Below are 25,236 nucleotides of genomic sequence, written 5' to 3' on the forward strand. Positions count from 1 at the left end.
TTTTCAGGCAGCGGGCCTTTAACATCTCCGTCACCGCAAGTTTGCAGAAAGCTTGCTGCAAGAGCCTTCAACGGTGAAGGAGCCCCCACATGGCCCGCAGAACCCTGGCCGCGACCGTCGCCCTCACGGCCGCCGCCCTTGTCATGAACCCGACCTTGGCGCACGCCTCCCCGCCCGGCACCAAGGACGTCACCGCCGTCCTCTTCGAGTGGAACTTCGCCTCCGTCGCCAAGGAGTGCACCAACACCCTCGGCCCCGCCGGCTACGGGTACGTCCAGGTCAGCCCACCCGCCGAGCACATACAGGGCTCGCAGTGGTGGACCTCGTACCAGCCCGTCAGCTACAAGATCGCGGGCCGGCTCGGCGACCGCGCGGCCTTCCAGAACATGGTGAACACCTGCCACGCGGCCGGAGTGAAGGTCGTCGTCGACACGGTCGTCAACCACATGTCCGCGGGCAGCGGCACCGGCACCGGCGGCTCGTCGTACACGAAGTACGACTACCCGGGCCTGTACTCCTCCTACGACTTCGACGACTGCACGTCCCCGGTCAGCAACTACAGCGACCGCTGGAACGTCCAGCACTGCGAACTGGTCGGGCTAGCCGACCTGGACACGGGCGAGGAGTACGTCCGGGGGGCCATCGCCGGGTACATGAACGACCTGCTCACCCTCGGCGTCGACGGCTTCCGCATCGACGCGGCCAAGCACATCGACACCGCCGACCTCGCCAACATCAAGTCCCGGCTGAGCAATCCGTCGGTGTACTGGAAGCAGGAGGTCATCTACGGCAGCGGAGAGGCCGTCCAGCCCACCGAGTACACGGGCAACGGCGACGTGCAGGAGTTCCGTTACGCCTACGACCTCAAGCGCGTCTTCAACAACGAGAACCTCGCCTACCTGAAGAACTACGGCGAGGGCTGGGGCTACATGAGCAGTTCGGTGGCCGGCGTCTTCGTCGACAACCACGACACCGAGCGCAACGGCAGCACGCTGAACTACAAGGACGGGGCGAACTACACCCTCGCCAACGTCTTCATGCTCGCCTACCCGTACGGCGCCCCGGACATCAACTCCGGCTACGAATGGTCCGACACGGACGCCGGACCGCCCGACAACGGCTCCGTGACCGCCTGTTGGCAGGACGGCTGGAAGTGCCAGCACGCCTGGCCGGAGATCATCCGCATGGTCGCCTTCCGCAACGCCGTGCGCGGCGAGTCGGTGACCAACTGGTGGGACAACGGCGGCGACGCTATCGGCTTCGGCCGCGGCAGCAAGGGCTACGTCGCCATCAACCACGAGTCGGGCTCGCTGACCCGGACTTACCAGACCTCGCTGCCCGCGGGGACGTACTGCAACGTGCAGAACAACACGAGCGTGACGGTGAACTCCAGCGGCCAGTTCACGGCGACGCTCGGCTCCAACACGGCTCTCGCCATCTACACCGGCAAGTCGAGCTGCTGAACGACCAGCGGGGCGCGTGGGATTGACGCTCGTCGAGTGTCGTCCTACGTTCCCTGCTGTCTGTCGTATGGGAGCGCTCCCATCCTCGCGCTCCCGCCGAAGGGAGCAACATGCAGCGCAGAGTCAGGAAGTGGGCGCTCACCGCATCGGCCGCCCTGCTCACGGCCACCGGCGCCACCGCGGCGGCCCTGCCCTCGGCCGCGGCCACCCCGGCCACCGTCGACGGCGCCACCGTGTACCAGCCGATCGACGGCTTCGGCATCTCCGAGCACTTCGGCCGGGCCGCCATCATGAACGGCTCGCAGGGCTTATCGGCCCAGCACCAGCGCGAGATCCTCGACCTCCTCTTCAACCGCACGACCGGCGCCGGCCTCAGCATCCTGCGCCTCGGCATCGACTCCGGCATCCAGCCGACGGATCCCGGCGGCCCGAACGCGACTCCCAAGTACACCTGGGACGGCTACGACAAGGGCCAGGTCTGGCTCGCCCAGCAGGCCAAGGCGTACGGGGTCAACCGCTTCTACGCCGACGCCTGGACCGCCCCCGGCTACATGAAGACCAACGGCACGGACGCGAACGGCGGCACCCTGTGCGGCCTGTCGGGCGCGAGCTGCGCGAGCGGCGACTGGCGCAAGGCGTACGCCGACTTCCTTGTCCAGTACGCGAAGTTCTACGGCCAGGAGGGCGTCGGCGTCACCGACCTCGGCTTCACCAACGAACCGGACTGGACGGCCACGTACGACTCGATGCGGCTCACCCCGGCGCAGGCGGCGGAGTTCACGAAGGTGCTCGGGCCGGTGGCGGCCGCGAACGGCTACAAGCCGGCCTGCTGCGACTCCTTCGGCTGGACCCAGCAGAAGGCGTACACCAGCGCGATCGAGGCCGACCCGGTGGCCCGTGGCTATGTCACGACCCACACCGGCCACAACTACGCCAGCGCGGTCGACAGCCCGCTGCCGACCTCGAAGCGCACCTGAATGTCCGAGTGGTCGCCCAACGGCACCACCTGGAACGAGAACTGGGACGACGGCAGCGGCTACGACGGCTTCACGGTCGCCTCCGCCGTCAACGACGCCCTGACGAAAGGGAATGTCAGCGGCTACGTCTACTGGTACGGCGCCTCCACGGGCGCGACCCGCGGCCTGATCCAGATGGACGGCGACAACTACCACGTGTCGAAGCGCCTTTGGGCGCTGGCCAACTACAGCCGCTTCGTCCGCCCGGGCGCGACCCGCATCGGCGCGAGCACCGGCGACACGAACCTCAGGCTCTCGGCGTTCCGCAACCCCGACGGCACGGTGACGGTCGTCGCGCTCAACGCGGCCACGACCGCCACGCCCGTTTCCTTCGGCCTGCGGAACACCGGCATCACCACCGGGACGGCGACCCCGTACCTCACCGACGGCACGCACGGCATGGCCAAGCAGCCGGCCGCCTCGGTGAGTTCGGGGACGCTGAACACCACGGTCCCGGCGCGCTCCCTGGTGACGTACACGATCAGGAGGCAGTAGCCGCGCCGTCGTAGACGTTGTCCGGCGTGACGACCTTGGTGATCGCGCGGGCGAGGATGCTGGACGGCTCCTGGCCCCGGCTGCTGATGTCCGTGTTGATCATGATGACCAGGGTGGCCTTCTGGGAGGGGAGGTAGACGGTCACGGTCTCGTAGCCGGGGATGGAGCCGTTGTGGCCGATCCATCCGCCGGTCTCGAAGATGCCGAGGCCGTAGCTCGTGCCGGGGATGCCGGTCGGGAGCGTCTTGAGCCGCTCGGCCTGGGTCTCGGGGCTGAGCAGCTTCCCGGTGGCGACGATCTCCGCCCAGCGGCGCAGGTCGTGCAGGTCGGAGATCATCGCTCCGGCGGCCCAGGCCCAGCTGGGGTTCCAGTCCGTGGAGTCGGTGACCTCGCCGCTCAGCGTCTGGTTGGTGTAGCCGCGCGGGTGCGGCTCGGGGAACTCCGGCCCGTGCGGCAGCAGCGTGTGGTGCAGCCGGGCCGGCCCGAGCACCCGCTCGTCGAGGAAGTCACCGAGCCGCTGCCCGCTGACCTTCTCGACCACGAGGCCGAGCAGCACGAGATTGGTGTTGGAGTACTGGAACCGGGTGCCCGGCGCGAAGGTGTTCTCGTGCCTGAAGCCGTACGCCAGCGCTTCCCGCGGCGTGAAGTAGCGCTGCGGGTCGCTCAGCAGGTCGTGCACGAAGTCCGGGTCGGCGGTGTACGGGAACAGCCCGCTGCGCATCTCGGCGAGGTGGCGCAGGGTGATGTGGCGGCCGTTCGGCACGCCACGGACGTACCAGGAGATCGGGTCGTCCAGCCCGACGAGGCGCTCGTCGACGAGTTCGAGCAGCGCGGTGACGGTGAAGGTCTTGGTCTCGCTCCCGATGCGCAGGAACACATCCGGGCTCATCGGCCGCCCGCTGCCCTTGTCGGCGACGCCGCTCGCACGGACGTAACACCCCTTGCCCGGCATCCACAGCCCGACGACGGCACCGGGGATGCCCGCCTGCCGACGGACATCCGCGATGGTCCGGTCCAGCCGGGCGGTCGTCTCATGCCCGAGACCACCCCCCGGCCGACAGTCGCCGTACGAATACCGCTGCCCGCTCACGGCCTGCCCGGCCGTGGCGGGAGCGGCTGCCATCGGAACCAGCAGCGACGCCACGAACAGCGTCGCGCCGATGAGTCGGCGGTGGGGGATGCGTCGCATGATGCGGTGCCTCTTTCGGTCACGGGTTCGGACCGCAAGACCACCATCAGGGACGCGCCCCGAAGCCTTCTTCCGACAGTCGTACCGGCGAGTTCACTCGTTCGGCTATTTCCAGGTGTCACTGGTGGAGTAGCCCGAGGAGGTGCCCGTCGTGTAGGAGCGGTTCGTGCCGGACTCCCAGGTCACGTTCCCGGAGCTGTCCTTCTTGATGTACTTGTACGTGAAGGCCGTGCTCTTCGGAACGATCACCAGCCTGCTCCACGTCGGGTACGACTCCGACGACAGCGGGATCGCGTCGCTGGTGTTCCAGGAGCCGAGGGAGGCGATGGAGCCGACGACGTAGACGTTGGTGCCCCAGTCGGTCGTGGCGTACTCGTTGAAGGTGACGTCGGTGGCGCTCGCGTCCGCCACGTTCCAGGAGTTGTTCAGGTTGACCGCTGAAGTCGTGGTCGTGGCCGATCTGTTGGCGTTCGACTCCCAGGTGATGTTTCCGGATGAGTCTTTCTTTACGTATTTGTACGTGAACGACGTGTTGATCGGTACGTTCACCGCGCCCGACCAGATCGGGTAGCCCGAGGACGACAGCTGGATCGCCTTCGACGTGTCCCAGGAGCCCAGGGCGTCGATCGAGCCGACGACGTAGACGTTGGTGCCGGACGTGGTGGACGCGTACTCGTTGAAGGTGGCCGTCACCGTGGAGGTGGAGCCGCCGCTGCCCGAGTCGTCGCAGCCGACCGTGCAGGTGTAGGAGGAGTTGTAGAAGGCGACGGCGTCCTTCGCGGGGATGGTGATCGACGCGTTGCCGCCGGAGACGGTCACCGTGCTCGCGCCGCCGTCGATGACGTTCGAGTACGTGCCGTCGGCCATGCCGGTCGCGAAGGTGTAAGTGGCCGAGGAGGAGCCGTTGTTGACGGCGAAGAAGCCCGCGCCGCTGCGGCCGAAGCCGATCACGGAGGACGACTTGGTCGACCAGTTGGAGACGGCCGCGCTGCCGGCCGCGTTGTGCCAGGCCACCATGCCGACCACCGCGGTGTCGCGGTCGAGGCAGTTCCAGCCGTTGGAGCAGTCCGTGTCGGTGACGAAGCCGGCGGAGTTCGGCGGGGCCTGGTCGCTCTGGGTCCACTGCCAGCTGGAGTAGATCGTCGGCGTGGACCACTTGTAGGCGAGCTCGAAGAGGTTGGCGAGCTTGTAGGCGTCGCCGTCCTTGTAGCTCATGTGCAGGCCGTTGCGTTCGGTGTCGTGGTTGGTCACGAAGGACACCGAGTTGGCGGCGGGCAGGATGCCGCTGCTTTCGAGCGACGACAGGTCGCTGACGTTGCCCTGGAACGCCGACTTCATCTTGCTCGCGTAGGTGAAGTCGAGGACGTCGCCGGAGCCGTAGTAGTCCGACGGCTGCGGGGTGGAGCCCGGGTAGACCTCGTCGAAGACGTACGGCGCCGCCCCGGACGTCGTGGTGTTCAGCTTGGCCACGATCGCGGCCATGTCGGTGGCCGGGATGTGCTTGGCGGAGTCGACGCGGAAGCCGTCGACGCCCAGCGCGATCTGCTTGTTGAGGAAGGCGGCGAGGCCCGAACGGACGTTGTCCGCGCTGGTCTTGAGGTCGGGCAGGCCGAGCAGTTCGCAGTTCTGGACCTGGGTGAGGTTCGAGTAGTCCTGGATGGTGAGGTCGGAGGTGGGGCAGTCGGCGGAGGTGTGGTAGTCGCTCGCGTCCCAGTCCGGGGTGTCGTACTTGTTGGTGATGGTGGTGCCGTCGTAGCCGGTGCCGGTCTGGGCGGCCGTGTGGTTGATCACCGCGTCCGTGTAGACCTTCACGCCGGCGTTGTGGCAGGCGGTGACCATCGACGCGAACTGCGATGCCGTACCGAAGCGGCTGTTGAGGGTGTACGAGTACGGCTGGTAGACGTCCCACCAGTAGTACGACGACTGCTTGAGGGACTCGGAGGGCGGGGCCACCTGGACCGCGCCGTAGCCGGCGGGGCCGAGGACATTGGTGCACTCGGAGGCAATGGAGTCCCAGTTCCATTCCCAGAGGTTGGCGATGACATCGCCCTTTGCGGTGGTGTCCGCGTGCGCGGCGGCGGCCGGCAGGGCTATGACGCCCGCGAGGGCCAGCGCGCCGGCGGCCATGGCACTGGCCGTGCGCCGGAAGACACCCGGGGGTCGGTGTCTGGTCATGTGCGGCTCCGATGAAGGGTGTTGGGGGTTCGACCAGTGGTGAGAGTGGGGGTGTTGAGGAAGGCACGTCAAGGCAGCTGTTGAAACTTCTTGCTATGAGTTTCAGAACTCTTGCTGTAATCCTTGCGCCAGCGATACGGTCACGCGGGGTCGGACCCACGAGAGCCGCTATCGCTAGGAGTTCACACCGGTGATACATGTCAGACGGGTCGCGGCCGTCGCCGTGGCCGCCCTCGCCGCGGCGCTGATACAGCCGCTCGCGGCCCACGCGGACTCCCCGCCCGCGCCGCCCTCGGACGCCGAGCTCGCCGCCGCGCCCGCCCGGCACGACGACACGCGCGAGCAGTTCTACTTCGTCATGCCGGACCGCTTCGCCAACGGGGACACGGCCAATGACGAGGGCGGGCTCACCGGTTCACGGCTGAGTACCGGCTACGACCCCACCGACAAGGGCTTCTACCAGGGCGGCGACCTCAAGGGCCTGACCAAGAAGCTCGACTACATCAAGGGCCTGGGCACCACCGCCATCTGGATGGCCCCGATCTTCAAGAACCAGCCCGTGCAGGGGACCGGGAGCAACGCCTCCGCCGGCTACCACGGTTACTGGATCACCGACTTCACCCAGGTCGACCCGCACTTCGGCACCAACAAGGACCTGGAGACGCTCATATCCAAGGCGCACGCCAAGGGCATGAAGGTCTTCTTCGACGTCATCACCAACCACACGGCCGACGTCGTCGACTACGAGGAGAAGTCGTACGACTATCTGTCGAAAGGTGCCTTTCCTTATCTGACCAAGGACGGGCGGCCCTTCGACGACGCCGACTACGCGGACGGGAAGAAGAAGTTCCCGGCCGTCTCCGCCGCCTCCTTCCCGCGGACGCCGACCGTCCCCGCCGCGAAGAAGAACGTCAAGGTCCCGTCGTGGCTCAACGACACGACGATGTACCACAACCGCGGCGACTCCACCTACGCCGGCGAGAACGCCACCTACGGCGACTTCTCCGGCCTCGACGACCTGTGGACCGAGCGTCCCGAGGTCGTCAGCGGCATGGAGAGGATCTACGAGCGGTGGGTGCGCGACTTCGACGTCGACGGCTTCCGGATCGACACCGTGAAGCACGTCGACATGGAGTTCTGGACGCAGTGGGCGACCGCGCTCGACAACTACGCGGCCCAGCACGGCCGTAAGGACTTCTTCATGTTCGGCGAGGTCTACTCCGCCGACACCTCGATCACTTCGCCGTACGTCACCCAGGGCCGCCTCGACGCCACCCTCGACTTCCCCTTCCAGGACGCGGCCCGCTCCTACGCTTCCCAGGGCGGCAGCGCGCAGAAGCTCGCGTCCGTCTTCGGCGACGACTACAAGTACACGACCGACAAGGCGAACGCGTACGAGCAGGTCACCTTTCTCGGCAACCACGACATGGGGCGCATCGGGTACTTCCTGGAGCAGGACAACCCGAAGGCCACGGACGCCGAGCTGCTTGCCAAGGACAGGCTCGCCAACGAGGTGATGTTCCTCAGCCGCGGCAACCCGGTCGTCTACTACGGCGACGAGCAGGGCTTCACCGGGTCCGGCGGCGACAAGGACGCCCGCCAGACGATGTTCGCGTCCAAGGTCGCCGACTACCTCGACGACGACGAGATCGGCACCGACCGCACGCACGCGAGCGACTCGTACGACACGAGTGCACCGCTCTACAAGCAGATCAGTGCTCTCAGCGAGCTGCGCAGGAGCAACCCCGCCCTCACGGACGGCGTGCAGACCGAGCGTTACGCGGCCGACGGATCGGGCGTCTACGCCTTCAGCCGTACGGACGCCAAGAGCGGCCAGGAGTACGTCGTCGCCTTCAACAACGCGGGCGAGGCGAAGTCGGCGACCTTCGCGACGGGCTCGGCGGACATGAAGTTCCGCGGGATCTACGGGACTTCGAGCGATGTGACCTCCGGTGCCGACAAGAAGGTCACCGTGACGGTACCGGCCGGCTCGGCGATCGTCCTCAAGGCCGCGGGCAAGCTCGCCAAGCCCGCGACCGCTCCGACCATCACCCTCAAGGCCCCGGACGCCGGCGCCACCGGCACGGTCGAGGTCTCCGCCGACGTCGACGGCGGCCGGCTCAACCGGGTCGTCTTCGCCGCCCAGGTCGGCAACGGCAAGTGGCGGACGCTCGGCTCCGCCGACCATGCCCCGTACAAGGTCACGCAGGTCATCGGCAAGGACGTACCGGCCGGAACCGCCCTGCGCTACAAGGCAGTTGTCGTCGACACGGCCGGACACACGGCGAGCGCCACCGCCGCCTCCACCACCGGCACCCCGCCCGCCGCCGAGGTCCCCACCGCCTCCTCCCGCGACTACGCGATCGTCCACTACAAGCGCACCGACGGCGACTACGACAACTGGGGCCTGTACGCCTGGGGCGACCTCGCCGACGGCGAGTCGACGACCTGGCCCGCGAGCCACCCGTTCGTCGGCCGGGACGCCTACGGCGCCTTCGCCTACGTCAAGTTGAAGGCCGGGGCCTCGAACGTGGGGTTCCTCGTCATCGACAAGGACGGCGACAAGGACGTCTCCGCGGACCGCTCGATCGACGTCACCAAGACCGGCGAGGTGTGGATCGAGCAGGGCAAGGAGGCCGTTCAGACGACCCGGCCGGACTACCCGGCGCAGGACAAGACCAAGGCGGTCATCCACTACCACCGCGCCGACGGGAACTACGACGGCTGGGGTCTGCACGTGTGGACCGGAGCCGCGAACCCCACGGACTGGTCGAGCCCGCTGAAGCCGGTGAAGACTGACGCCTATGGCGCGGTCTTCGAGGTACCGCTCACCGACGGTGCCACCAGCCTCAGTTACATCATCCACAAGGGCGACGAGAAGGATCTCTCGGCCGACCAGTCGCTCGATCTCAAGGCCAACGGCTACGAGGTGTGGCTGTTGAACGGCCAGGAGAAGTACCTGCTGCCGCAGCCCGCCGGCTCGGCCGCCGCGCTCGACCTGACCACCTCCAAGGCGGTCTGGATCGACCGGAACACGGTCGCCTGGAACGGCTCCGACGCCGCCGTCTCCACCCAGCTGCTCTACTCCCACGACGGCTCGATCGCCGTGAAGGACGGCACGCTGACGAGCGACGACGAGCGCTGGCTGCGGCTGACGAAGACCACGCTCACCGACGCCCAGAAGGCCAAGTTCCCGTATCTGAAGGACTACACGGCCTGGTCGGTCGACCCGCGCGACCGCGGCCGGGTGCGCGAGACCCTCGACGGGCAGATCGTGGCGTCCCAACGGGCCGCGAACGGGGCCGTGTTGGCGGCCACCGGCGTGCAGATCGCCGGCGTACTGGACGACGTGTACGCGAGCGCGACCACCGCCGAGTTGGGGCCGACGTTCCGCAACGGCCGTCCCACGCTTGCTGTCTGGGCGCCGACCGCGCAGAGCGTCTCGCTGGAGCTGGACGGCTCCCTCAAGGCGATGCGGCGCGACGACGCCACCGGCGTCTGGTCCGTCACCGGGCCCAAGTCCTGGAAGAACAAGCCCTATCGGTACGTCGTGAAGGTGTGGGCGCCGACCGTCCGGAAGGTCGTCACCAACAAGGTCACCGACCCCTACTCGGTCGCCCTCACCACCGACTCCAAGCGCAGCCTGGTCGTCGACCTGGACGACAAGTCCCTTGCCCCGAGCGGCTGGTCGGGCCTCGCCAAGCCGAAGGCCGTGCCGCTGAAGGACGCCCAGATCCAGGAGCTGCACGTCCGGGACTTCTCCGTCGCGGACGAGACCGTGCCGGCCAAGGACCGGGGCACGTACCTCGCCTTCACCGACAAGGACAGCGACGGCTCGAAGCATCTGCGTGAGCTGGCCAAGTCGGGTACGTCGTACGTGCACTTGCTGCCCGTGTTCGACATCGCCACCATCCCGGAGAAGAAGTCCGACCAGGCGACGACCGACTGCGATCTCGCCTCCTACGCGGCCGACTCCGACAAGCAGCAGGAGTGCGTGGCGAAGATCGCCGCGAAGGACGCCTACAACTGGGGCTACGACCCGTACCACTACACGGTCCCCGAGGGTTCGTACGCGACCGACCCGGACGGGACGGGCCGTACCGTCGAGTTCCGCAGGATGGTCAAGTCCCTGAACCAGGACGGGCTCCGGGTCGTCATGGACGTCGTCTACAACCACACCGCGGCCGCCGGGCAGGCCGACACCAGCGTGCTCGACCAGGTCGTCCCCGGCTACTACCAGCGGCTCCTCGCCGACGGCTCGGTCGCCAACAGCACCTGCTGTGCCAACACGGCCACCGAGAACGCCATGATGGGCAAGCTGGTCGTCGACTCGGTGGTCACCTGGGCCAAGGAGTACAAGGTCGACGGCTTCCGCTTCGACCTCATGGGCCACCAGCCGAAGGCCAACATCCTCGCGGTCAGGAAGGCCCTCGACGCACTGACCCTCAAGAAGGACGGTGTCGACGGCAAGAAGATCATCATGTACGGCGAGGGCTGGAACTTCGGCGAGGTCGCCGACGACGCCCGCTTCGTGCAGGCCACCCAGAAGAACATGGCCGGCACCGGCATCGCCACCTTCTCCGACCGGGCCCGCGACGCCGTGCGCGGCGGCAGCCCCTTCGACTCCGACCCCGGCGTCCAGGGCTTCGCCTCCGGCCTCTACACCGACCCCAACTCCTCGACCGCGAACGGCACTTCGGCCGAGCAGAAGGCCCGCCTGCTGCACTACCAGGACCTCATCAAGGTCGGCCTGACCGGCAACCTCGCCAAGTACCGCTTCACCGACACCGACGGCAAGGAGACCACCGGCGCCGAGGTCGACTACAACGGCCAGCCGGCCGGTTACGCGGACGCACCCGGCGACGCCGTCGCCTACGCCGACGCGCACGACAACGAGTCACTGTTCGACGCGCTGACGTACAAGCTCCCATCGGGTACGTCCGCCGCCGACCGGGCCCGGATGCAGGTCCTGGCGATGGCCACTGCCACCCTCTCGCAGGGGCCGTCCCTCTCCCAGGCCGGCAGCGACCTGCTCCGCTCCAAGTCCCTCGACCGCAACTCCTACGACAGCGGCGACTGGTTCAACGCCGTCCACTGGAACTGCGCCGACGGCAACGGCTTCGGGCAGGGGCTGCCGATGGCGGCCGACAACGAGTCCAAGTGGCCTTACGCCAAGCCCCTGTTGAGTACGGTGAAGGTGGGGTGCGACCAGATCGACGGGGCCTCGGCCGCGTACCGCGATCTGCTGAGGATTCGTACGACGGAGAGCGCGTTCTCGCTCGACACCACTGGACAGGTGCAGTCGAAGCTCTCCTTCCCGCTGTCCGGAAAGGACGAGACGCCCGGGGTGATCACCATGGAGCTCGGTGATCTCGTCGTCGTCTTCAACGCGACGCCGAACGAGCAGAAACAGCGGGTGAACGCGCTGTCAGGGACCGGCTACCGGCTGCACCCGGTGCAGGTGTCGGGCGCGGACTCTACCGTCAAGTCCTCTTCCTATGAGCGGGAATCGGGCACGTTCGCCGTTCCGGGGCGCACTGTGGCGGTATTCTCCCGGACCAGCTGATATCGGCATTACTTTGGTGGGGCGGGCCCGCACGGAGGGCCTGTCCCACCGGTGCTGTCCAAGGGCTGGAAAATGGACGTCAACGGCAAGCTCACAGACATGACGGTGCTGGTCGTGGACGACGCGGCGGCCAGCCGGTACGCGATGGGAACCCTGCTGCGGCGGGCCGGTCACAAGGTCGTGCCCGTCGCCAGTGGCGGTGAGGCGCTTGCCGAGCTCGACGTACGGCTGCGCAAGGGGATCCTGCCGGACGTGGCCCTGATCGACGTGCATCTGCCGGACATGAGCGGCTTCGATCTGTGCCGCCGGTTCAAGGAGCGGCCGCACACCGCCGGCCTGCCCGTGGTGCACTTCTCGGCCGCCGCCCTGGCCCCGGAAAGGCGCTGCTCCGGGCTGGACTCGGGCGCCGAGGCGTATCTGACCATGCCCGCCGAACCCGAGGAGATCGAGGCGGCGGTGCGGGCCGCCGTCCGTGCCGCGCGGCTGCGGGCCGACGACCAGGCACTGGTACGGCGCCTGAAGCTGCTGTCGGAGACCATCGTCGGCATCCAGGCGGCGCGTTCCCTGCGGGAACTCGCCACCGCCACCGCCGACGGGACCGCACGGCTGCTGGGCTGTCCCGCCGCCGTCTTCGTCCTCGACCAGGACGACGAGCTCTACCGAGGCCTGTGCCGGGAGCGCAGCGTGTTCCCCGCGCCGGACGAGGGCGCCCACCGGACCGTGGCCGGTCTGCTGCGCCGGCTCACCCGGGGGCAGGTCGGCCTGCAGCTCACCTCGGTGCCCGCGCCGCTGTGGCCGGCCGGGTTCTTCCGGCCCGGAGTGCAGCACGACGCCCGCCTCGCGCTGGTCGTCACCCAGGACGGCAGGTCGCCGGTGTGCCTGGCCGTGCCCACGCGCGGGCTGCGCCGGGCCAACCCCGAGGGCGAGGCCCTCCTGGCCCAGCTCGCGCAGGCCGCCGCGCTCGCCGCCGAACCGCTGCTCATGTACCAGGTCGAGCGGCATGTCGCGCTCACCCTCCAGCACAGCTTCCTGCCCCAGCCGCACCGGCTGCCCGAGCTGCCCGGCATCGACCTCGCGGTGCGCTACGTACCCGCCTCCCAGCAGACCGAGATCGGCGGCGACTTCTACGCCGCGATCCGGGTGGACGACGGGGTGCTCGTCGCGGTCGGCGACGTCGTCGGGCACTCGCTGGACGCCGCCACCGTCATGGTCGAGATCCGGCACGCGCTGCGCGCCTACTGTGTCGAGGAGAGCGACCCGGCGGTGCTCGCCGAGCGGCTCGACCGGATGCTGCTGCACTACCACGCCGAGACCACCGCGACCGTGTGCCTGGTCCACATCGACCCCGCGACCGGGCGCGTCCGGATCGCCAACGCCGGTCACATCCCGCCGCTGATCCTGCGGGACACGGGGGACGCCGAGTACGTGAAGGCGGCCGGACCGCTGCTCGGCGTGGGTCTGCCCCACCCTTCGCCGGTCGAGCTGTTCCTCGAACCCACCGACCGGCTGCTGATGGTCACCGACGGCCTGATCGAGACCCGCGGCACCGACCTCACGGCCTCGATGGAACACCTCCGCGCCGCCGCCGTGGGCGCCCTCCCCGGCCTGGAGGCCCTCTGCGACACCCTCCTGGCCTGCTTCGGCCACGACCACGAGGACGACATCGCGATGTTGGCCCTCCAACTGAAGGACCAGGGGAATTAGGGTGGCCCTGTCGCCGCCGTAGAACAGGAGTGCTCATGCCGCAGATCACCGTCGACCACTCGAACTCGATCCAGTTCGACCAGGAGGGTTTCGCGCGGGACCTGCACCAGGCAGTCGTGGAGATCGCGGCCGCCAAGCCCGAGGCGTGCAAGACGCTGTTCCGTCCGTCCGAGCTCACCGCGTTCGGCTACGAGGACCCGCTGGACTTCGGGCACGCCGTCGTGCACGTCACCATCGGCCTGCTCGCCGGCCGCAGCGACGAGACCAAGGTCGAGCTGACCGAGGCGGTCCTGGAGCTGCTGCGCAAGCACATCGAGGACGAGGGCGGTGGCATCGTCCTGCACGCCTCCGCGGAGGTGCGTGAACTCGACGCGTCGTACCGGAAGTTCGAGCGCTAGGACGCCAGCGCGATCAGTCGGCCGACGAGGTCCGCGAAGGGCCCGTCGGGCGGCTCGTGCTTGAGCATGCGGCGCAGCAGCGCGCCCATCTCCTCGTCGTAGGCCGCGCTCACGGCGGCCAGCGCGGCGAAGTCGTGCACGAGCTGCGCCTCCAGCTCGGCGCGCGGGATGCGCCGGCCGTCCAGCCAGATCAGCGCGGTCGACTCGGCGAGCGAGATCCAGGACCGTACGACCAGTTCCAGTCGCGCGGGCGGATCCTCGATGTCCAGATGCGACAGGATCTGTTCGTACGCCGCCTGCCGTACGGAGTCGATGAGCGCGTTGGTCGCGGACGAGCCGACGGCCGGGCCGCCCCGCATCAACGCCGAGAAACCGGGCCCGTGTTCGTCGACGAAGTCGAAGAAGCGGCGCATCACCCGCCGCAGCCGGTCCCCGAGCGGACCCTCCTGCGGCTCGGCGAACCGGCCCGCCAGATCCTGCGCGGCACGCCTCAACGCGGCCTCGTACAGGCTGAGTTTGCCGGGGAAGTAGTGGTAGACCAGCGGGCGCGAGATGCCCGCGGCGGACGCTATCTCGTCGATCGAGACGTCATCGGGCGAGCGTTGGCTGAACAGTTCGAGGGCGACGCCGATCAGCTGCTGCCGCCGCTCCTCGACTCCCATTCTTCGACGTACCCCGGTAGTCATGCGGACACCTTACCGATCGGATCCGGCCCGGAACGGACCGGTCCGGCCTCGGGTGTTCACATATCCAGCACGAGTCGATCACTCCGTGCGCGCGAAACGCAGATCAGCATCGAGTCGGCCCGCTCCGCGTCCGTCAGCAGCTCGTCCCGGTGCTCCACCTCCCCTTCCAGCACCCGCTGCCGGCAGGTCCCGCAGAAACCCTGCTCGCAGGAGTACGCCGTGTCCGGCAGCTCGGCGCGTACCGCGGCCAGCACGGTCGAGTCGGCGCCGACCGTCAACGTCCGCCCGCTGCGCCGGAGTTCGACCTCGAAGGCACCGCCGTGGGCGGCACGGGGCGTGAACCGTTCGAGGCGGACCTGCGGGTACCGCTCCTCCACGGCCGCCATGAGCCCTTCCGGCCCACAGCAGTAGACGGCGGCTTCCCCGGGCACGTCCAGCGCGTCGAGATCCGGCACCCCGGCGACCACGGTGACCCGGTCACCGCCCAGCTTCTCGACCTCCTCCAGGAACGGCATCGACTCCCGCGACCGCCCGCAGTACAGCAGCCGCCATTCCACCCCGTCCCCAAGTGCCCGCAGCATGGGGAGAATCGGCGTGATCCCGATTCCCCCGGCGACGAAGACGTACGACGGGGCCGCGACGAGCGGGAACCGATTGCGCGGCCCCCGCACCTCCAACTCCATCCCCTCCGCCACCTGTTCGTGCACCTCGCGCGAACCGCCCCGCCCGTCCTCGACCAGCCGCGTGGCGACGGTGTACGCCGAGCTGTCCTCCGGGTCACCGCACAGCGAGTACTGCCGCACCACCCCCGACGGCAGCACCAGATCCAGATGCGCCCCGGGCTCCCACCGCGGCAAGTCCCTCCCTTCCAGGCGCAGTTGTACGACACCCTCGGCGACCGTCTCGTGCGCGGCGACCAGCAGCCTCAGCGCCCGCGACCGGGGCCGCCCGGAGGTCGGGTTCTCCAGGGCCGGCATCGGCCACAGCGGCGAGGCCTGGATCCTGCGGCGCAGGGCACGCCGGGTGAGCAGCGCGGCCCCGGCGAGGACGGCGACGGTACGCAGCTTCGGCATCACGCGGCTCCCTTCTCCGGCGAGACGGCCGCGACGGCGGCGGGGGAGGAGGCCAGGTAGGCGACGGCCTGCTCGGTGCAGCCCTCCTGGGAGGGGTGGTAGTCCCGGCTGAGATAGCGCGGGATGGACCGGAGCATGTCCCCGGTCGCCGGCAGCGTGCCCCGGCGGCCGCCGGCGTAGAACTGCTTGAAGGACGCCTTTCCGTCGGTGAGCGTCGGGTCGTTCTCCATGAAGAACCGCGCCCCGCGCTGCCACAGGAACACCAGCGCGGTGAACGCCGTCGCCCAGGTGCGCACCCGCCGCCGGTAGCTCCCGTCGACGTGCATGAACAGGTCGAAGGCGACGGACCGGTGCTCGACCTCCTCGGCGCCGTGCCAGCGCAGCAGGTCCAGCATGGTCGGATCGGCGCCCCGCCGGTCCAACTCCTCGGCGTTCAGCACCCAGTTGCCGAGGAACGCCGTGTAGTGCTCGATGGCGGCGATGATCGCGACCCGCTCAAGGAGCCACCACCGGCGTGCCCTGCCCGGCGGCAGGGTTCGGTCGCCGAGCAGCTTCTCGAAGAACCAGTCGACCTGCGCGGTGTACGGCGTCGGGTCCAGGCCCTGCTCGCGCAGATGCGGCAGCACCTCGTCGTGGGCCTGCGAGTGCATCGCCTCCTGGCCGATGAACCCGATCACGTCCTCGCGCAGCCGCTCGTCCCGGATCAACGGCAGCACCTGCTTGTACACGTGCACGAACCACCGCTCACCGGCGGGCAGCAGCATGTGCAGCACATTGATGGTGTGCGTGGTGAAGGGATCCCCGGGCACCCAGTGCAACGGCGTGCCGTCCCAGGTGAAGGACACCTTCCGGGCCTTGAGCGGCGGCGTGTTAGACATGGCGTCAATGTACTGACGGGTAGGGGTCGCGGGAACCCCCGTGCACCCTCTTATTTACGCCGGTGTCAGCAAGGGGCCTTCGCTCATCAGCGTGGCCTCGCCTCTCACCGAAGCCCGCTGATCACGCGCCCGTCGCTCAGCGTCCCCTTCAGCTCGGCCTGGGCCCCCTGCTTCGCCTGCACCGCCAGCAGATTCCCCTGCCCCGACCCGGTGATCCCGCCCGTCGCCGTCACCGCCGAGGTCCCCCGGCTCCCGGCGGCCAGCAGGTACCAGCCGCCCGCCTCCGACTTCCACAACACCCCGGCCAGCACGTTCGGGTCCTTCGGTCCGCACGCCGCAGAGTTCTCCGACTTCGCCGCCACCGCCCCGTACGTCCCGCCCGGCGTGCGGAACTGCGCCAGCACCCGCGTCCCGCCGCCCCGCCAGGTCTCCGCCCGCGTGCACACCCAGTCCGCCGAGCCTCCCCCACCCTCCGGGCGGGGGGACCCCCACGCGTCCGGCAGCGGCTGCGAGGCGTACGCCCAGGCGTTCACCGTGCGCACCCCGGCCGAGCGCACCGAGGCGAGCGAGCAGGCGTACGGCGCCCAGGTGCGCAGCGAGGCTGCGCCCGAGGTGTCCTCGGTCGAGCCCGGGCGGCCGTCGGTGAGCAGGGCCGGGACCAGTTCGCCGAGGTCGGTCAGCAGGCGCGTGCCCGTGCCGTCGGTCAGCTGCAGCACGTTCCAGGACGTGCAGGTGCCGGTCTGGGTGGCCGGGCTGGCCAGCGGCGCGCTGATCCCGTGGGACAGGTCGAGGTCCATCGCGCCGGCGCCGGGCTTGAGCAGGTCACGCTCGGCGGCCTTGGTGATCCAGGGCGCCGTCAGATAGCGGACGTTGCCGTCGGCCCGCCCCAGCACCACCGCGCTCGCCCCGGCCCGCCCGGCGCCGTCGACCCGTGCGAAGTCGAGGGCGGCGCCCTTGGTGCCGTCCTTCGGCTCGGCGTAACGGGCGATGCGCAGCCCGTCGTAGAGGATCACCACGCGCGCGGAGTCCACGGTCCCGGCGTACAGCAGCTGCGGCGGGCCCGCGGGGCCACCGGACGGGGTGCCGGGGGTCGCGGAGACCTGGACGCTCTCGCCGGGGCGGGCCCAGACGGCGAGGGCGCGGCGCAGCAGGGCCTTGTCGCCGGTGAGGTCGCCACGGGCCGGCCAGACGGAGAAGTCGGTGCGGGCCGAGGACTCCCAGGCCGTCGGCGCGACCTTGGTCAGCTTGGCCGGGTCGAGGGCGGCCTCCGCGGCCGGGTTCTGCGCGTACACCGGGGCGGCGGCGCCGTCGGGGGCCCAGCCGTCGCCGGGCAGGCCGAGCAGCGCGCCGCAGACGGCGAGGGCCGCGGCGGCGGCGAGCGCGGCCTTGGTGTGCTGGCGGCGCCGCATGAGGTCGGTGGGCCGGGCCTGCAGCGAGCAGGGGTCGAACTCGGGGGAGTCGAGGAGCGGGTAGTGCGTGGCCGGCACCTCGGCGGCCTCGGCCAGCGCCTCGTCGACGTCGGTGCAGCCGGCCGCCGTGAGGATCTTCCGGACGTCTCCGTCGGGGAGCTTCTCCAGGCCGCGCAGGACATAGGCGGCGCGGGCCGGGCCGGTCAGGGCGGACAGGCGCTGGTCCAGGGCGAGTTCGTCGGCGCCGCCGGAGCGGGGGAAGAGACGCAGGCCCCAGACCTGGGGGAGCAGCGGCGGCAGCTGGGAGCGCTTGGGGAAGGCCGTGCGCCTGAGGGGGAGGCCCGCCTCCAGTGCCGTACGAAGGACTTGGAGGCGGACGAAGGCGTACCCGGGGTCGCCGTCCCGGCCGGTCGACTGGGCCGGGATCACCGGGGCCGAGGCGCGGCCTCTGGGCAGGGCGCGCTGGGCGAGGGCGTGTGCGGTGACCACGCGCCGGTTGCGGCCGAGGCTCGGCGGCAGGACCAGGTAGGCGAGCCGGACCAGCCGCGGGTAGTGCTCGACGAGCGCGGCCTCGGCCTGCTCGAGGTCGACCACCGGGTCGGCGGAGGAGGGTGCGGGGCGCGGGGCGACATCCTGTGACTGCACGTTCAGCAGAACGAGCGAATCGTTGAATGGTCACCGCCACCCAGGCGACTCACGCCTCCGGATCGACCAGCGCCCGCGCGTAGTTCGCCATCGACCGCTGGTAGCGCGGTAGATGGGGCGCCAGGGCGCCGAGGACGAGGGAGAGGCCCTCGCGGTCACGGCCGAGGCTGGACAGGCACAGGGCGAGACAGCCTCGTACCGCGTCGTCCAACTCGTCGGAGGGGGCGTCCAGTTCGGGTGTCAGCAGCTTGACGCCCTCCTCGGCCTGCCCGATGTTCCGCAGCGAACTCGACAACTGGATCTTGGCCCGCCGCCCCTTGTACTGGCTCACCTCGCCCAGCCCGCGCGCCAGCGCCTCCCGGTACAGCGGTACGGCCTTGTCCGAGTGCCCCGTCGAGTCCCACGCACAGGCCTGCTCGAACGGACCCAGCGGACTGCCCTCCGGCAGCTCGGCCACGAGCGCGTCGATCACGGCCCGGAACTCCTCCGCCCGCTCCTCCGGGTAGTCGTCGAAGCTGTCCCAGGCGGCGGTCACGCGATCTTCCCAGTCTCGATTCACAGGCCATACATTCGCACACCCGTACCCTGACCCCCACCGGATTTGAGCGTCCCGCGCCTCACAGCCGTATTCGAGGGGACGGGCCCGAGGGCCAGGAAAGCAACCCGGAGGAACAGATGAGGTTGACCCGACCGATGCTCGCCGTGGCCGGGGCCGCGGCCGTCCTGGCGCTGGCGGGCTGTGGATCCGGAGACAGTGAGGCCGCCGCCAAGGTGCCGGTCACCGCCACCGGCAGTCTGGAGAGCCTGGCCGCCAAGGCGAAGTGCAAGCCGGACATGCAGATCGACTCCGACGAGGTCCGCCAGGCCATCTGCAAGACCTCGGACGGCAAGTACGTCTTCGCCACCTTCGCCACCGACCGCGGCCAGCGGGAGTGGATCAACGACGCCAAGGACTACGGCGGTTTCTACCTCGTGGGCCGCAAGTGGGTGGCCGTCGGCGAGGACAAGGTCGTCAAGGCGCTGCAGAAGACGCTGGGCGGCGAGGAGGAGATCGGTACCAACCACAGCGCGCACACCGGCTGAGCCACGCAGGACGAACGAAGAGCGGGCGGTGGGAGATTCCCACCGCCCGCTCTTCGCGTTCCCCCCTAGGGGGTCTTCGTCACTGGCACTTCTTGCCGGTGTTGATGCAGTTGGCGATGGTGGTCGCCAGGTTGTTCTTGAAGACCGCGATGAAGTCGTCGTGGTCGGTGGCCGCCTTGTGCAGCTCCTCGGGGAAGCCGTCCACCGCGTAGGCGTTCTTCACCTGGCCGTTCTGCAGGACCGGCGGGTTGATCTTGTACACCAGGCGCATCGTCAGCTGCGGGATGGCCTTGAAGCCGTTGGCGCAGTTGCCGGCCGCGTCGGCGAACGCGACGTGCGTACGGTGGTTGGCGCTGTCGATGTTCTGACCGTCCCAGCAGGACTGGAAGGCGAACGTGCGGACCACGTTGCTGCCCTGCGGGCAGATCGGGTACTGCGTCGTCAGCTGGACCTTGTTCTCGAAGCCGGTGCAGCTCCAGTGCGCGTTGGCGTTGCCCAGACCGTTGATGGTGCTCTTGGCGTCACCGGTGATGATGCGCAGGAAGTTCGGCATCGCGGTGACCTGGCTGGTCGGGCTGCCGACGTACTTGATCTGCGCCTGGACCGGCGTCAGGATCTTGCCGACGTTGCCCTCGGTGCCACCGCCGGCCGCGTTCTGGTCGAAGTCCTGCGTGCCGTCCTGGATACGCACCACCGGCCAGTAGTAGGCCGACAGGTCGCTCTGGTTCTGGCAGCTGGTCTGGCCCGCGGCGAGCGAGTCGTTGGTCGCGAACGCGTCGACCTTCTGGTTGCCGACGTAGTCGTGCAGGTGGTGCGCGCCGTTGGTCACACCGGGCGCCACGATGACGTTGTCGGTGTTGTGGTTCTTGTTGGCGTTCACACCGCACTTGGTGGTGAAGGTGCCGGTGGAGGCGTTGCCGGTCTTCTGCGGCTTCGCGGCGACGTTCGGCTGGACCTTGGTGATGTCCACGAAGTCGGCCGCGACCGGGCCGTTGCCGGCCTGTCCGCCCACGTTGGCCGGAGCGCTCGCGCTGGCGCTGGGCGCGGCGGAGGCCGAGGCCTGCCCGTTGCCCTGCTGCTGACCGCCGTTGTTGTTCTGACCACCGTTGTTGTTGTTCTGGCCGCCATTGTTGTTCTGGCCGCCGGCGGTGGTCTGGTTGGCGGTCTGCGTCGTACAGGCGGCGAGCGCGCTGAGACCGGCTGCGTCGACCTGGCCGCCCACTCGCTGGATGTCGATGCGGATCCGGTCGAGCGTCGCGGCCCGCTTCTCCTTCAGGGGGCCGACGATCGCGTTCTGCACGAAGTTCGCGTCGTTCGCCTGCGCCTGACGGGTGGAGGCGAGCCGGGCGTATGCCTCGGTGACCTGCTTGTCGAGGTTGGCCAGCTCCGTCGCCACGCCCTGCTGGGCCTTGGCCGGCACGTTCGTCAGCTTCTGCTGCACATCGGGGCAGGCGATCGTGGCCACCGACGCGGCGGCGGCCTTGGTCTGGTTCTGCCCCGAGTTGGACTCGTGTGCCGAGGCGTAGAAGTTCGCCCAGATCAGCCCGCCCCCACCGAGCGCTAGGGCCGCCGATGCGGCTATGGCCTTGGTGGCCAGCGGCGTACGGCGTTTTCGATTGTTGCGTCCCATGGAACTCCTCTGACTTCCTTGCGGGCTTGGCGGGGCATCGAGGCGCCCGACAGGAGTGAAGCGGCTCCCATGGATACGCAAGGGGTCCCAGGGGTGTTCAGCAGCCCCACAAACAAATCAGAGGTTTACCCGGCCTGTGCGCCTCAACGGCCGCCTGAGCAGCGGAGGTTACGCAAAATCAGCAACCGCTTACCGGCCCTGGTCCAGATAGGCGAGCACGGCCAGAACGCGCCGATTGTCATCGTCCGACACCTCGAGGTCCAGTTTGGTGAAGATGTTGGAGGTGTGCTTGGCGATGGCCCGTTCCGTCACCACCAGCTGCCCGGCGATCGCCGCGTTCGACCGCCCCTGCGCCATCAGCTCCAGCACCTCCCGCTCCCGCGGCGTCAGACGCCCCAGCGGCTGGTCGTCGGCGGCGCGCCGGGACAGCAGCTGCTGAATGACCTGCGGATCCATGGCCGTACCACCCCCGGCGACCCGCCTCACCGCGTCCACGAACTGCTCCGCGTCGAACACCCGGTCCTTCAGCAGATACCCCACCCCACCGCTCCCGTCCGCGAGCAGCTCACGCGCGTACAGCTGCTCCACGTGCTGCGAGAGCACCAGCACGGGAAGCCCGGGTCTGTCCCGGCGGGCCCGCAGAGCACACTGCAGCCCCTCGTCGGTGTGCGTCGGAGGCAGCCGTACGTCGACCACGGCGACGTCCGGCTCCAGCTCGGCCAGCGCCCGGGCGAGCTCGGGGCCGGACTCGACGGCCGCCGCGATCTCGAAGTCGTGGGCCTCCAGGAGCCGGACCAGTCCGTCGCGCAGCAGGAAGAGGTCTTCGGCTAGGACAACTCGCAAGGGATCTCCATGGTGACCATGGTGGGACCGCCCGCGGGAGAGCTGACGGCCAGGACGCCGTCGAATGTACCCAGTCGCCGCTCGACCCCGGCGAGCCCCGAACCGGCCCCGATCACCGCACCGCCCTTGCCGTTGTCGGTGACGGAGATCCGCAGCATGCCCTCACCGTGATGCAGGTCCACCCAGATCCGGTCGGCGCCGGAGTGCTTGACCGCGTTGGTGAGGACCTCGCTGACCGCGAAGTAGGCCGCGGACTCGACCGGCGCCTCCGCCCGCCCGGTGAGTTCCACGTTCACCTCGGTGGCGATGGGCAGCCGCAGCGCCAACGCCCTTACGGCGTCCCCGAGTCCGCGCTCGGCCAGCACGGGCGGATGGATCCCGCGCACCAGATCACGCAGCTCGGCGAGCGCGTCCACGGAGGACTTCCGGGCCTGCGCGATGAGCTCCTTGGCCTTGGCCGGATCCTTGTCCATGAGCAACTCGATGGTCCCGAGATCCATGCCCATGGCGACCAGCCGGGCCTGCGCCCCGTCGTGCAAGTCCCTCTCGATCCGCCGCAGTTCGGCGGCGGAAGTGTCCACGGCATCCCGCCGCGTCTCGGTCAGCACCCGCACCCGCTCGGCCAACTCGCCCTGACTGGCGCCCAGTACGGCCCGGGTGAGGCGGAAGTGGGCGGTGAGCAGGCGCGGGGCGAGCGGAAAGGCGAGGGCGAGGATCGCGGCGGCCAGAACGCCGGCGCCGAGCGCCGAGGCCTGGTCGGTGACGTGCACGAACCCGTACCAGTACCCACCCCACTGCGACAGCGGCCGCCACAGCCCGGCCGCGACCGCGAACCCCTCCAGCGGATAGAAGAGCAGCACCGCAGGCAGCAGCGCGGTGACGTACCCGGCCGTCATGTCCACCTGCAGCCACCGCAGATCCCGCCAGGTCGCCGGGTCGCTGAGCATCGCGTACGTACGGGTCCAGGGGCTGCCCTCGGGTATCGGCCGGTACGCCGACGGGATCTTCACCCCGCACCACTCCGCCGCGACCACCCGCCGCCAGTCCGCGAACGCCCGCACCCCGGTCAGCACCCAGGGTGTGGTGACGAGCCCGATGCCGACGGGGATGAGCGAGATGGAGGTGAGGGTCAGGGTGAACCCCAGGAGGGCCCCGGGAAGCGTGACAAGAGCCAGCACGAACCCCCGCCCCGCCGCAACAGCAACGGCCCGGGCCCTCGACAGCAGAGAGCCCCACTTCGTGTTGGTGTTCATGCCGGCCAGTCTCGCGGAGGGAGGACCCAACGGTCACTGGGCCAGACCCCCCGCTAGGGGGGTGGTGCTGAATACACCCCGGAGGCGAGTAGCGCCCCTTTAGGGGCGCGGGGAACTGCGCGACAAGCCCCCACTCACCCGCACCCGACCACTACCCGCCCAAAACCTTCGCTTCCACGTCCGGATCCAGCCCCTTGACGGCCGCATCAGAACGCAACGGCGCCACACCCCCCACCGCCCGCAGCCAACCCCACGTATCGGCGACAGTCTCCTCCACCGGCCGACAGACAAGCCCCGCCCCAACCGCCCGAGACACATCCGCCGAATGCAACGCATCGTGCATGTCCGTCCCCGGCGGCACCCACACCGGCAACTGAGTCCACGGCTCGATCCCGGCGTCGAGAATCACCCGCGGCTCGGTCCACACCAGCTCGGCATCAGACCCGGTGACCGAAACACACGCGTCGAGAAGCTCCCCCATCGTCGCGTGCCCCTGCTCGCTCATCAGATTGAACGGCCCGCTCAGCCCCTGCTCGACCGCCCCGAGGATCCACTCCGCAAGGTCCCGGACATCGACGTACTGCAGAGGCAACTCCCGCGGCCCGGGCGCGAGCACCGCCCCACCCTTCGCGATCCGCCCCAGCCACCAGGGCAACCGCCCGACGTTCTCATGCGGACCGAGGATCAACCCGGCCCGCACCAGCACCGTACGGTCGACCCCGAACGCATCCACCGCGGCGAGCTCGCCGCCGAGCTTGTCGCGGGCGTAGTCGGTCTGGTCCGCGTCCGCGTCCGCGCCCTCCACGACATCCGCGTCCTCGGCGTACCCCGCGGGCGGCGCCCACGCGTACACCGAGCAGCTCGACACGTACACGTACCGCCCGGCACGCCCCCGCAGCAGCCGCGCCGCGTCCCGTACCGCGCGCGGCGCCAGCCGCCACGTGTCCACCACGGCGTCCCACTCCCCGTCGGCGAGCGCGTCGAGCCCGCCGGGCGCGGGGGGGGGGGGGGCCGGGCGCCCCCCCCCCCCCCCCGCGGGCCGGCGCCCCCCCGAGGGGAACGGGGGCGGCACCCCCCCCCCCCCCCCCCCCCCCCCCCCCCCCCCCCCCCCCCCCCCCCCCCCCCGGGGGGGGGGGCCCCCCCCCCCCCCCCCGCGCCCCCCCCCCCCGGGGCCGTCGTCCCCTGTTACTGGGTGACGCTGATGGTCTGCGACGCCGCGGACTCGGCGGCCGAGAACGACGAGTGGTCGTTGATGGCCGCGGACTCGTTGACCGCCTGGATGTTGGCGACGTGCTTGGTGACGTTGGTCGTCCGGTTGAAGCTGAACTTCAGCTTGCCCAGCGCCTCACGGCCCGGCAGCAGCTCCGCGGACTCGGTGTCCAGCTCGTGCATGTCCATGCTCATGACGGATGTCCTTCCTGAATGCTTGTGAATGCTTCTGGATGCCTGGGGTTCGGTTTCGCGGCGGAGCGCGGGCGTTACTGCTTGACGCTGATGGTCTGACCGGCGCCGGAGTCGGCCACCGACCACGAGGAGTGGTCGTTGAGGGCGGCGGACGAGTTGGCCGCCTGGATGTTGGCGACGTGCTTGGTGACGTTGGTCGTCCGGTTGAAGCTGAACTTCAGCTTGCCCAGCGCCTCGCGACCCGGCAGCAGCTCCGCGGACTCGGCCTCAAGCTCGTGAGCGTCCATCATGATCAATTCCCCCTCAGGGATAGGCAGTTCCGATCG

19 protein-coding genes and 1 pseudogene are annotated in these 25,236 nt (G+C 69.5%); 7 read left to right on the top strand and 13 right to left on the bottom strand.

The window, feature by feature from the left end; translation table 11 throughout:
* The first annotated feature begins 89 nt into the window (after window positions 1-89).
* The 3 genes from ABZ848_RS02225 (at window position 90) to ABZ848_RS02235 (ending at window position 2,974) form a co-directional block, all read left to right on the top strand.
* The gene (locus ABZ848_RS02225; protein ID WP_360823813.1) at window positions 90-1,463 is read left to right on the top strand and encodes an alpha-amylase family protein; all 1,374 of its coding nucleotides are present in this window, start codon (window positions 90-92) and stop codon (window positions 1,461-1,463) included.
* Window positions 1,464-1,573: 110 nt separating this feature from the next.
* Window positions 1,574-2,440 carry a glycoside hydrolase gene (locus ABZ848_RS02230; protein ID WP_360823816.1) on the top strand — a complete coding sequence of 289 codons (867 nt, stop codon included), beginning with the start codon at window positions 1,574-1,576 and terminating at the stop codon, window positions 2,438-2,440.
* Entirely contained in the window at window positions 2,441-2,974 is a 534-nt protein-coding gene (locus tag ABZ848_RS02235) for a glycoside hydrolase family 30 beta sandwich domain-containing protein (protein ID WP_360823819.1), read from the top strand.
* Here the strand turns inward: ABZ848_RS02235 and ABZ848_RS02240 are convergent.
* Window positions 2,961-4,163, bottom strand: coding sequence for a serine hydrolase domain-containing protein (locus ABZ848_RS02240; protein ID WP_360823822.1), 1,203 nt, complete (start codon window positions 4,161-4,163; stop codon window positions 2,961-2,963). The two genes, ABZ848_RS02235 and ABZ848_RS02240, sit on opposite strands and share 14 nt — an antisense overlap.
* Before the next feature lie 105 nt (window positions 4,164-4,268).
* Window positions 4,269-6,338 carry a carbohydrate-binding module family 20 domain-containing protein gene (locus ABZ848_RS02245; protein WP_360823825.1) on the bottom strand — a complete coding sequence of 690 codons (2,070 nt, stop codon included), beginning with the start codon at window positions 6,336-6,338 and terminating at the stop codon, window positions 4,269-4,271.
* Between the two features lie 190 nt (window positions 6,339-6,528).
* Here ABZ848_RS02245 and pulA point away from each other — a divergent pair, with 190 nt between their 5' ends.
* The 3 genes from pulA (at window position 6,529) to ABZ848_RS02260 (ending at window position 14,006) form a co-directional block, all read left to right on the top strand.
* Window positions 6,529-11,904: a pullulanase-type alpha-1,6-glucosidase gene (pulA, locus tag ABZ848_RS02250; RefSeq protein WP_360823828.1), complete on the top strand. Its 5,376-nt coding sequence runs from the start codon at window positions 6,529-6,531 to the stop codon at window positions 11,902-11,904.
* A 72-nt stretch (window positions 11,905-11,976) separates the two neighbouring features.
* Window positions 11,977-13,608: a fused response regulator/phosphatase gene (locus ABZ848_RS02255; RefSeq protein ID WP_360823831.1), complete on the top strand. Its 1,632-nt coding sequence runs from the start codon at window positions 11,977-11,979 to the stop codon at window positions 13,606-13,608.
* Between the two features lie 35 nt (window positions 13,609-13,643).
* A complete protein-coding gene (locus ABZ848_RS02260) occupies window positions 13,644-14,006 on the top strand; it encodes an isomerase (RefSeq protein ID WP_360823834.1) in 363 nt (120 codons plus the stop codon).
* Here ABZ848_RS02260 and ABZ848_RS02265 read toward each other — a convergent pair.
* The 5 genes from ABZ848_RS02265 to ABZ848_RS02285 all read right to left on the bottom strand — a co-directional run bounded on the left by ABZ848_RS02265 (window position 14,003) and on the right by ABZ848_RS02285 (window position 19,256).
* On the bottom strand, window positions 14,003-14,692 hold the full coding sequence (locus ABZ848_RS02265) for a TetR/AcrR family transcriptional regulator (protein ID WP_360823837.1): 690 nt from the start codon (window positions 14,690-14,692) through the stop codon (window positions 14,003-14,005). The two genes, ABZ848_RS02260 and ABZ848_RS02265, sit on opposite strands and share 4 nt — an antisense overlap.
* Window positions 14,693-14,748: 56 nt before the next feature.
* On the bottom strand, window positions 14,749-15,765 hold the full coding sequence (locus ABZ848_RS02270) for a PDR/VanB family oxidoreductase (protein WP_360823840.1): 1,017 nt from the start codon (window positions 15,763-15,765) through the stop codon (window positions 14,749-14,751).
* Window positions 15,765-16,643, bottom strand: a complete 879-nt coding sequence (locus ABZ848_RS02275) for a metal-dependent hydrolase (protein ID WP_360823843.1) — start codon at window positions 16,641-16,643, stop codon at window positions 15,765-15,767. Before ABZ848_RS02275 ends, ABZ848_RS02270 begins: the two co-directional genes overlap by 1 nt.
* Window positions 16,644-16,747: 104 nt before the next feature.
* Window positions 16,748-18,697, bottom strand: coding sequence for a hypothetical protein (locus tag ABZ848_RS02280; RefSeq protein WP_360823845.1), 1,950 nt, complete (start codon window positions 18,695-18,697; stop codon window positions 16,748-16,750).
* A 49-nt stretch (window positions 18,698-18,746) separates the two neighbouring features.
* Complete coding sequence (locus ABZ848_RS02285) at window positions 18,747-19,256, bottom strand: tetratricopeptide repeat protein (protein WP_360823848.1); 510 nt, start codon at window positions 19,254-19,256, stop codon at window positions 18,747-18,749.
* A 116-nt stretch (window positions 19,257-19,372) separates the two neighbouring features.
* On the opposite strand from ABZ848_RS02285, the gene ABZ848_RS02290 reads away from it, so the two are divergent.
* Window positions 19,373-19,780: a hypothetical protein gene (locus ABZ848_RS02290; protein WP_360823851.1), complete on the top strand. Its 408-nt coding sequence runs from the start codon at window positions 19,373-19,375 to the stop codon at window positions 19,778-19,780.
* Between the two features lie 79 nt (window positions 19,781-19,859).
* On the opposite strand, the gene ABZ848_RS02295 is transcribed toward ABZ848_RS02290, so the two are convergent.
* The 6 genes and pseudogenes from ABZ848_RS02295 to ABZ848_RS02320 all read right to left on the bottom strand — a co-directional run bounded on the left by ABZ848_RS02295 (window position 19,860) and on the right by ABZ848_RS02320 (window position 25,200).
* A complete protein-coding gene (locus tag ABZ848_RS02295; protein WP_360823854.1) occupies window positions 19,860-21,410 on the bottom strand; it encodes a DUF1996 domain-containing protein in 1,551 nt (516 codons plus the stop codon).
* A gap of 189 nt (window positions 21,411-21,599) precedes the next feature.
* On the bottom strand, window positions 21,600-22,253 hold the full coding sequence (locus ABZ848_RS02300) for a response regulator transcription factor (RefSeq protein ID WP_360823857.1): 654 nt from the start codon (window positions 22,251-22,253) through the stop codon (window positions 21,600-21,602).
* Window positions 22,238-23,506 (bottom strand): sensor domain-containing protein, encoded by a 1,269-nt coding sequence (locus tag ABZ848_RS02305; RefSeq protein ID WP_360823860.1) that lies wholly within the window; start codon window positions 23,504-23,506, stop codon window positions 22,238-22,240. The genes ABZ848_RS02300 and ABZ848_RS02305 overlap by 16 nt, the downstream gene beginning before the upstream one ends.
* A gap of 151 nt (window positions 23,507-23,657) precedes the next feature.
* Window positions 23,658-24,503, bottom strand: a pseudogene (locus ABZ848_RS02310) (NAD-dependent epimerase/dehydratase family protein); the annotation flags it as partial.
* Window positions 24,504-24,691: 188 nt separating this feature from the next.
* Window positions 24,692-24,910: a hypothetical protein gene (locus ABZ848_RS02315; RefSeq protein ID WP_360823862.1), complete on the bottom strand. Its 219-nt coding sequence runs from the start codon at window positions 24,908-24,910 to the stop codon at window positions 24,692-24,694.
* A gap of 74 nt (window positions 24,911-24,984) precedes the next feature.
* Window positions 24,985-25,200: a hypothetical protein gene (locus ABZ848_RS02320; RefSeq protein WP_360823865.1), complete on the bottom strand. Its 216-nt coding sequence runs from the start codon at window positions 25,198-25,200 to the stop codon at window positions 24,985-24,987.
* Between the last annotated feature and the right edge of the window lie 36 nt (window positions 25,201-25,236).

Origin of the sequence: Streptomyces sp. NPDC047081 (genome assembly GCF_040643775.1) — a bacterium.
In the GTDB taxonomy this organism is placed as follows: domain Bacteria; phylum Actinomycetota; class Actinomycetes; order Streptomycetales; family Streptomycetaceae; genus Streptomyces.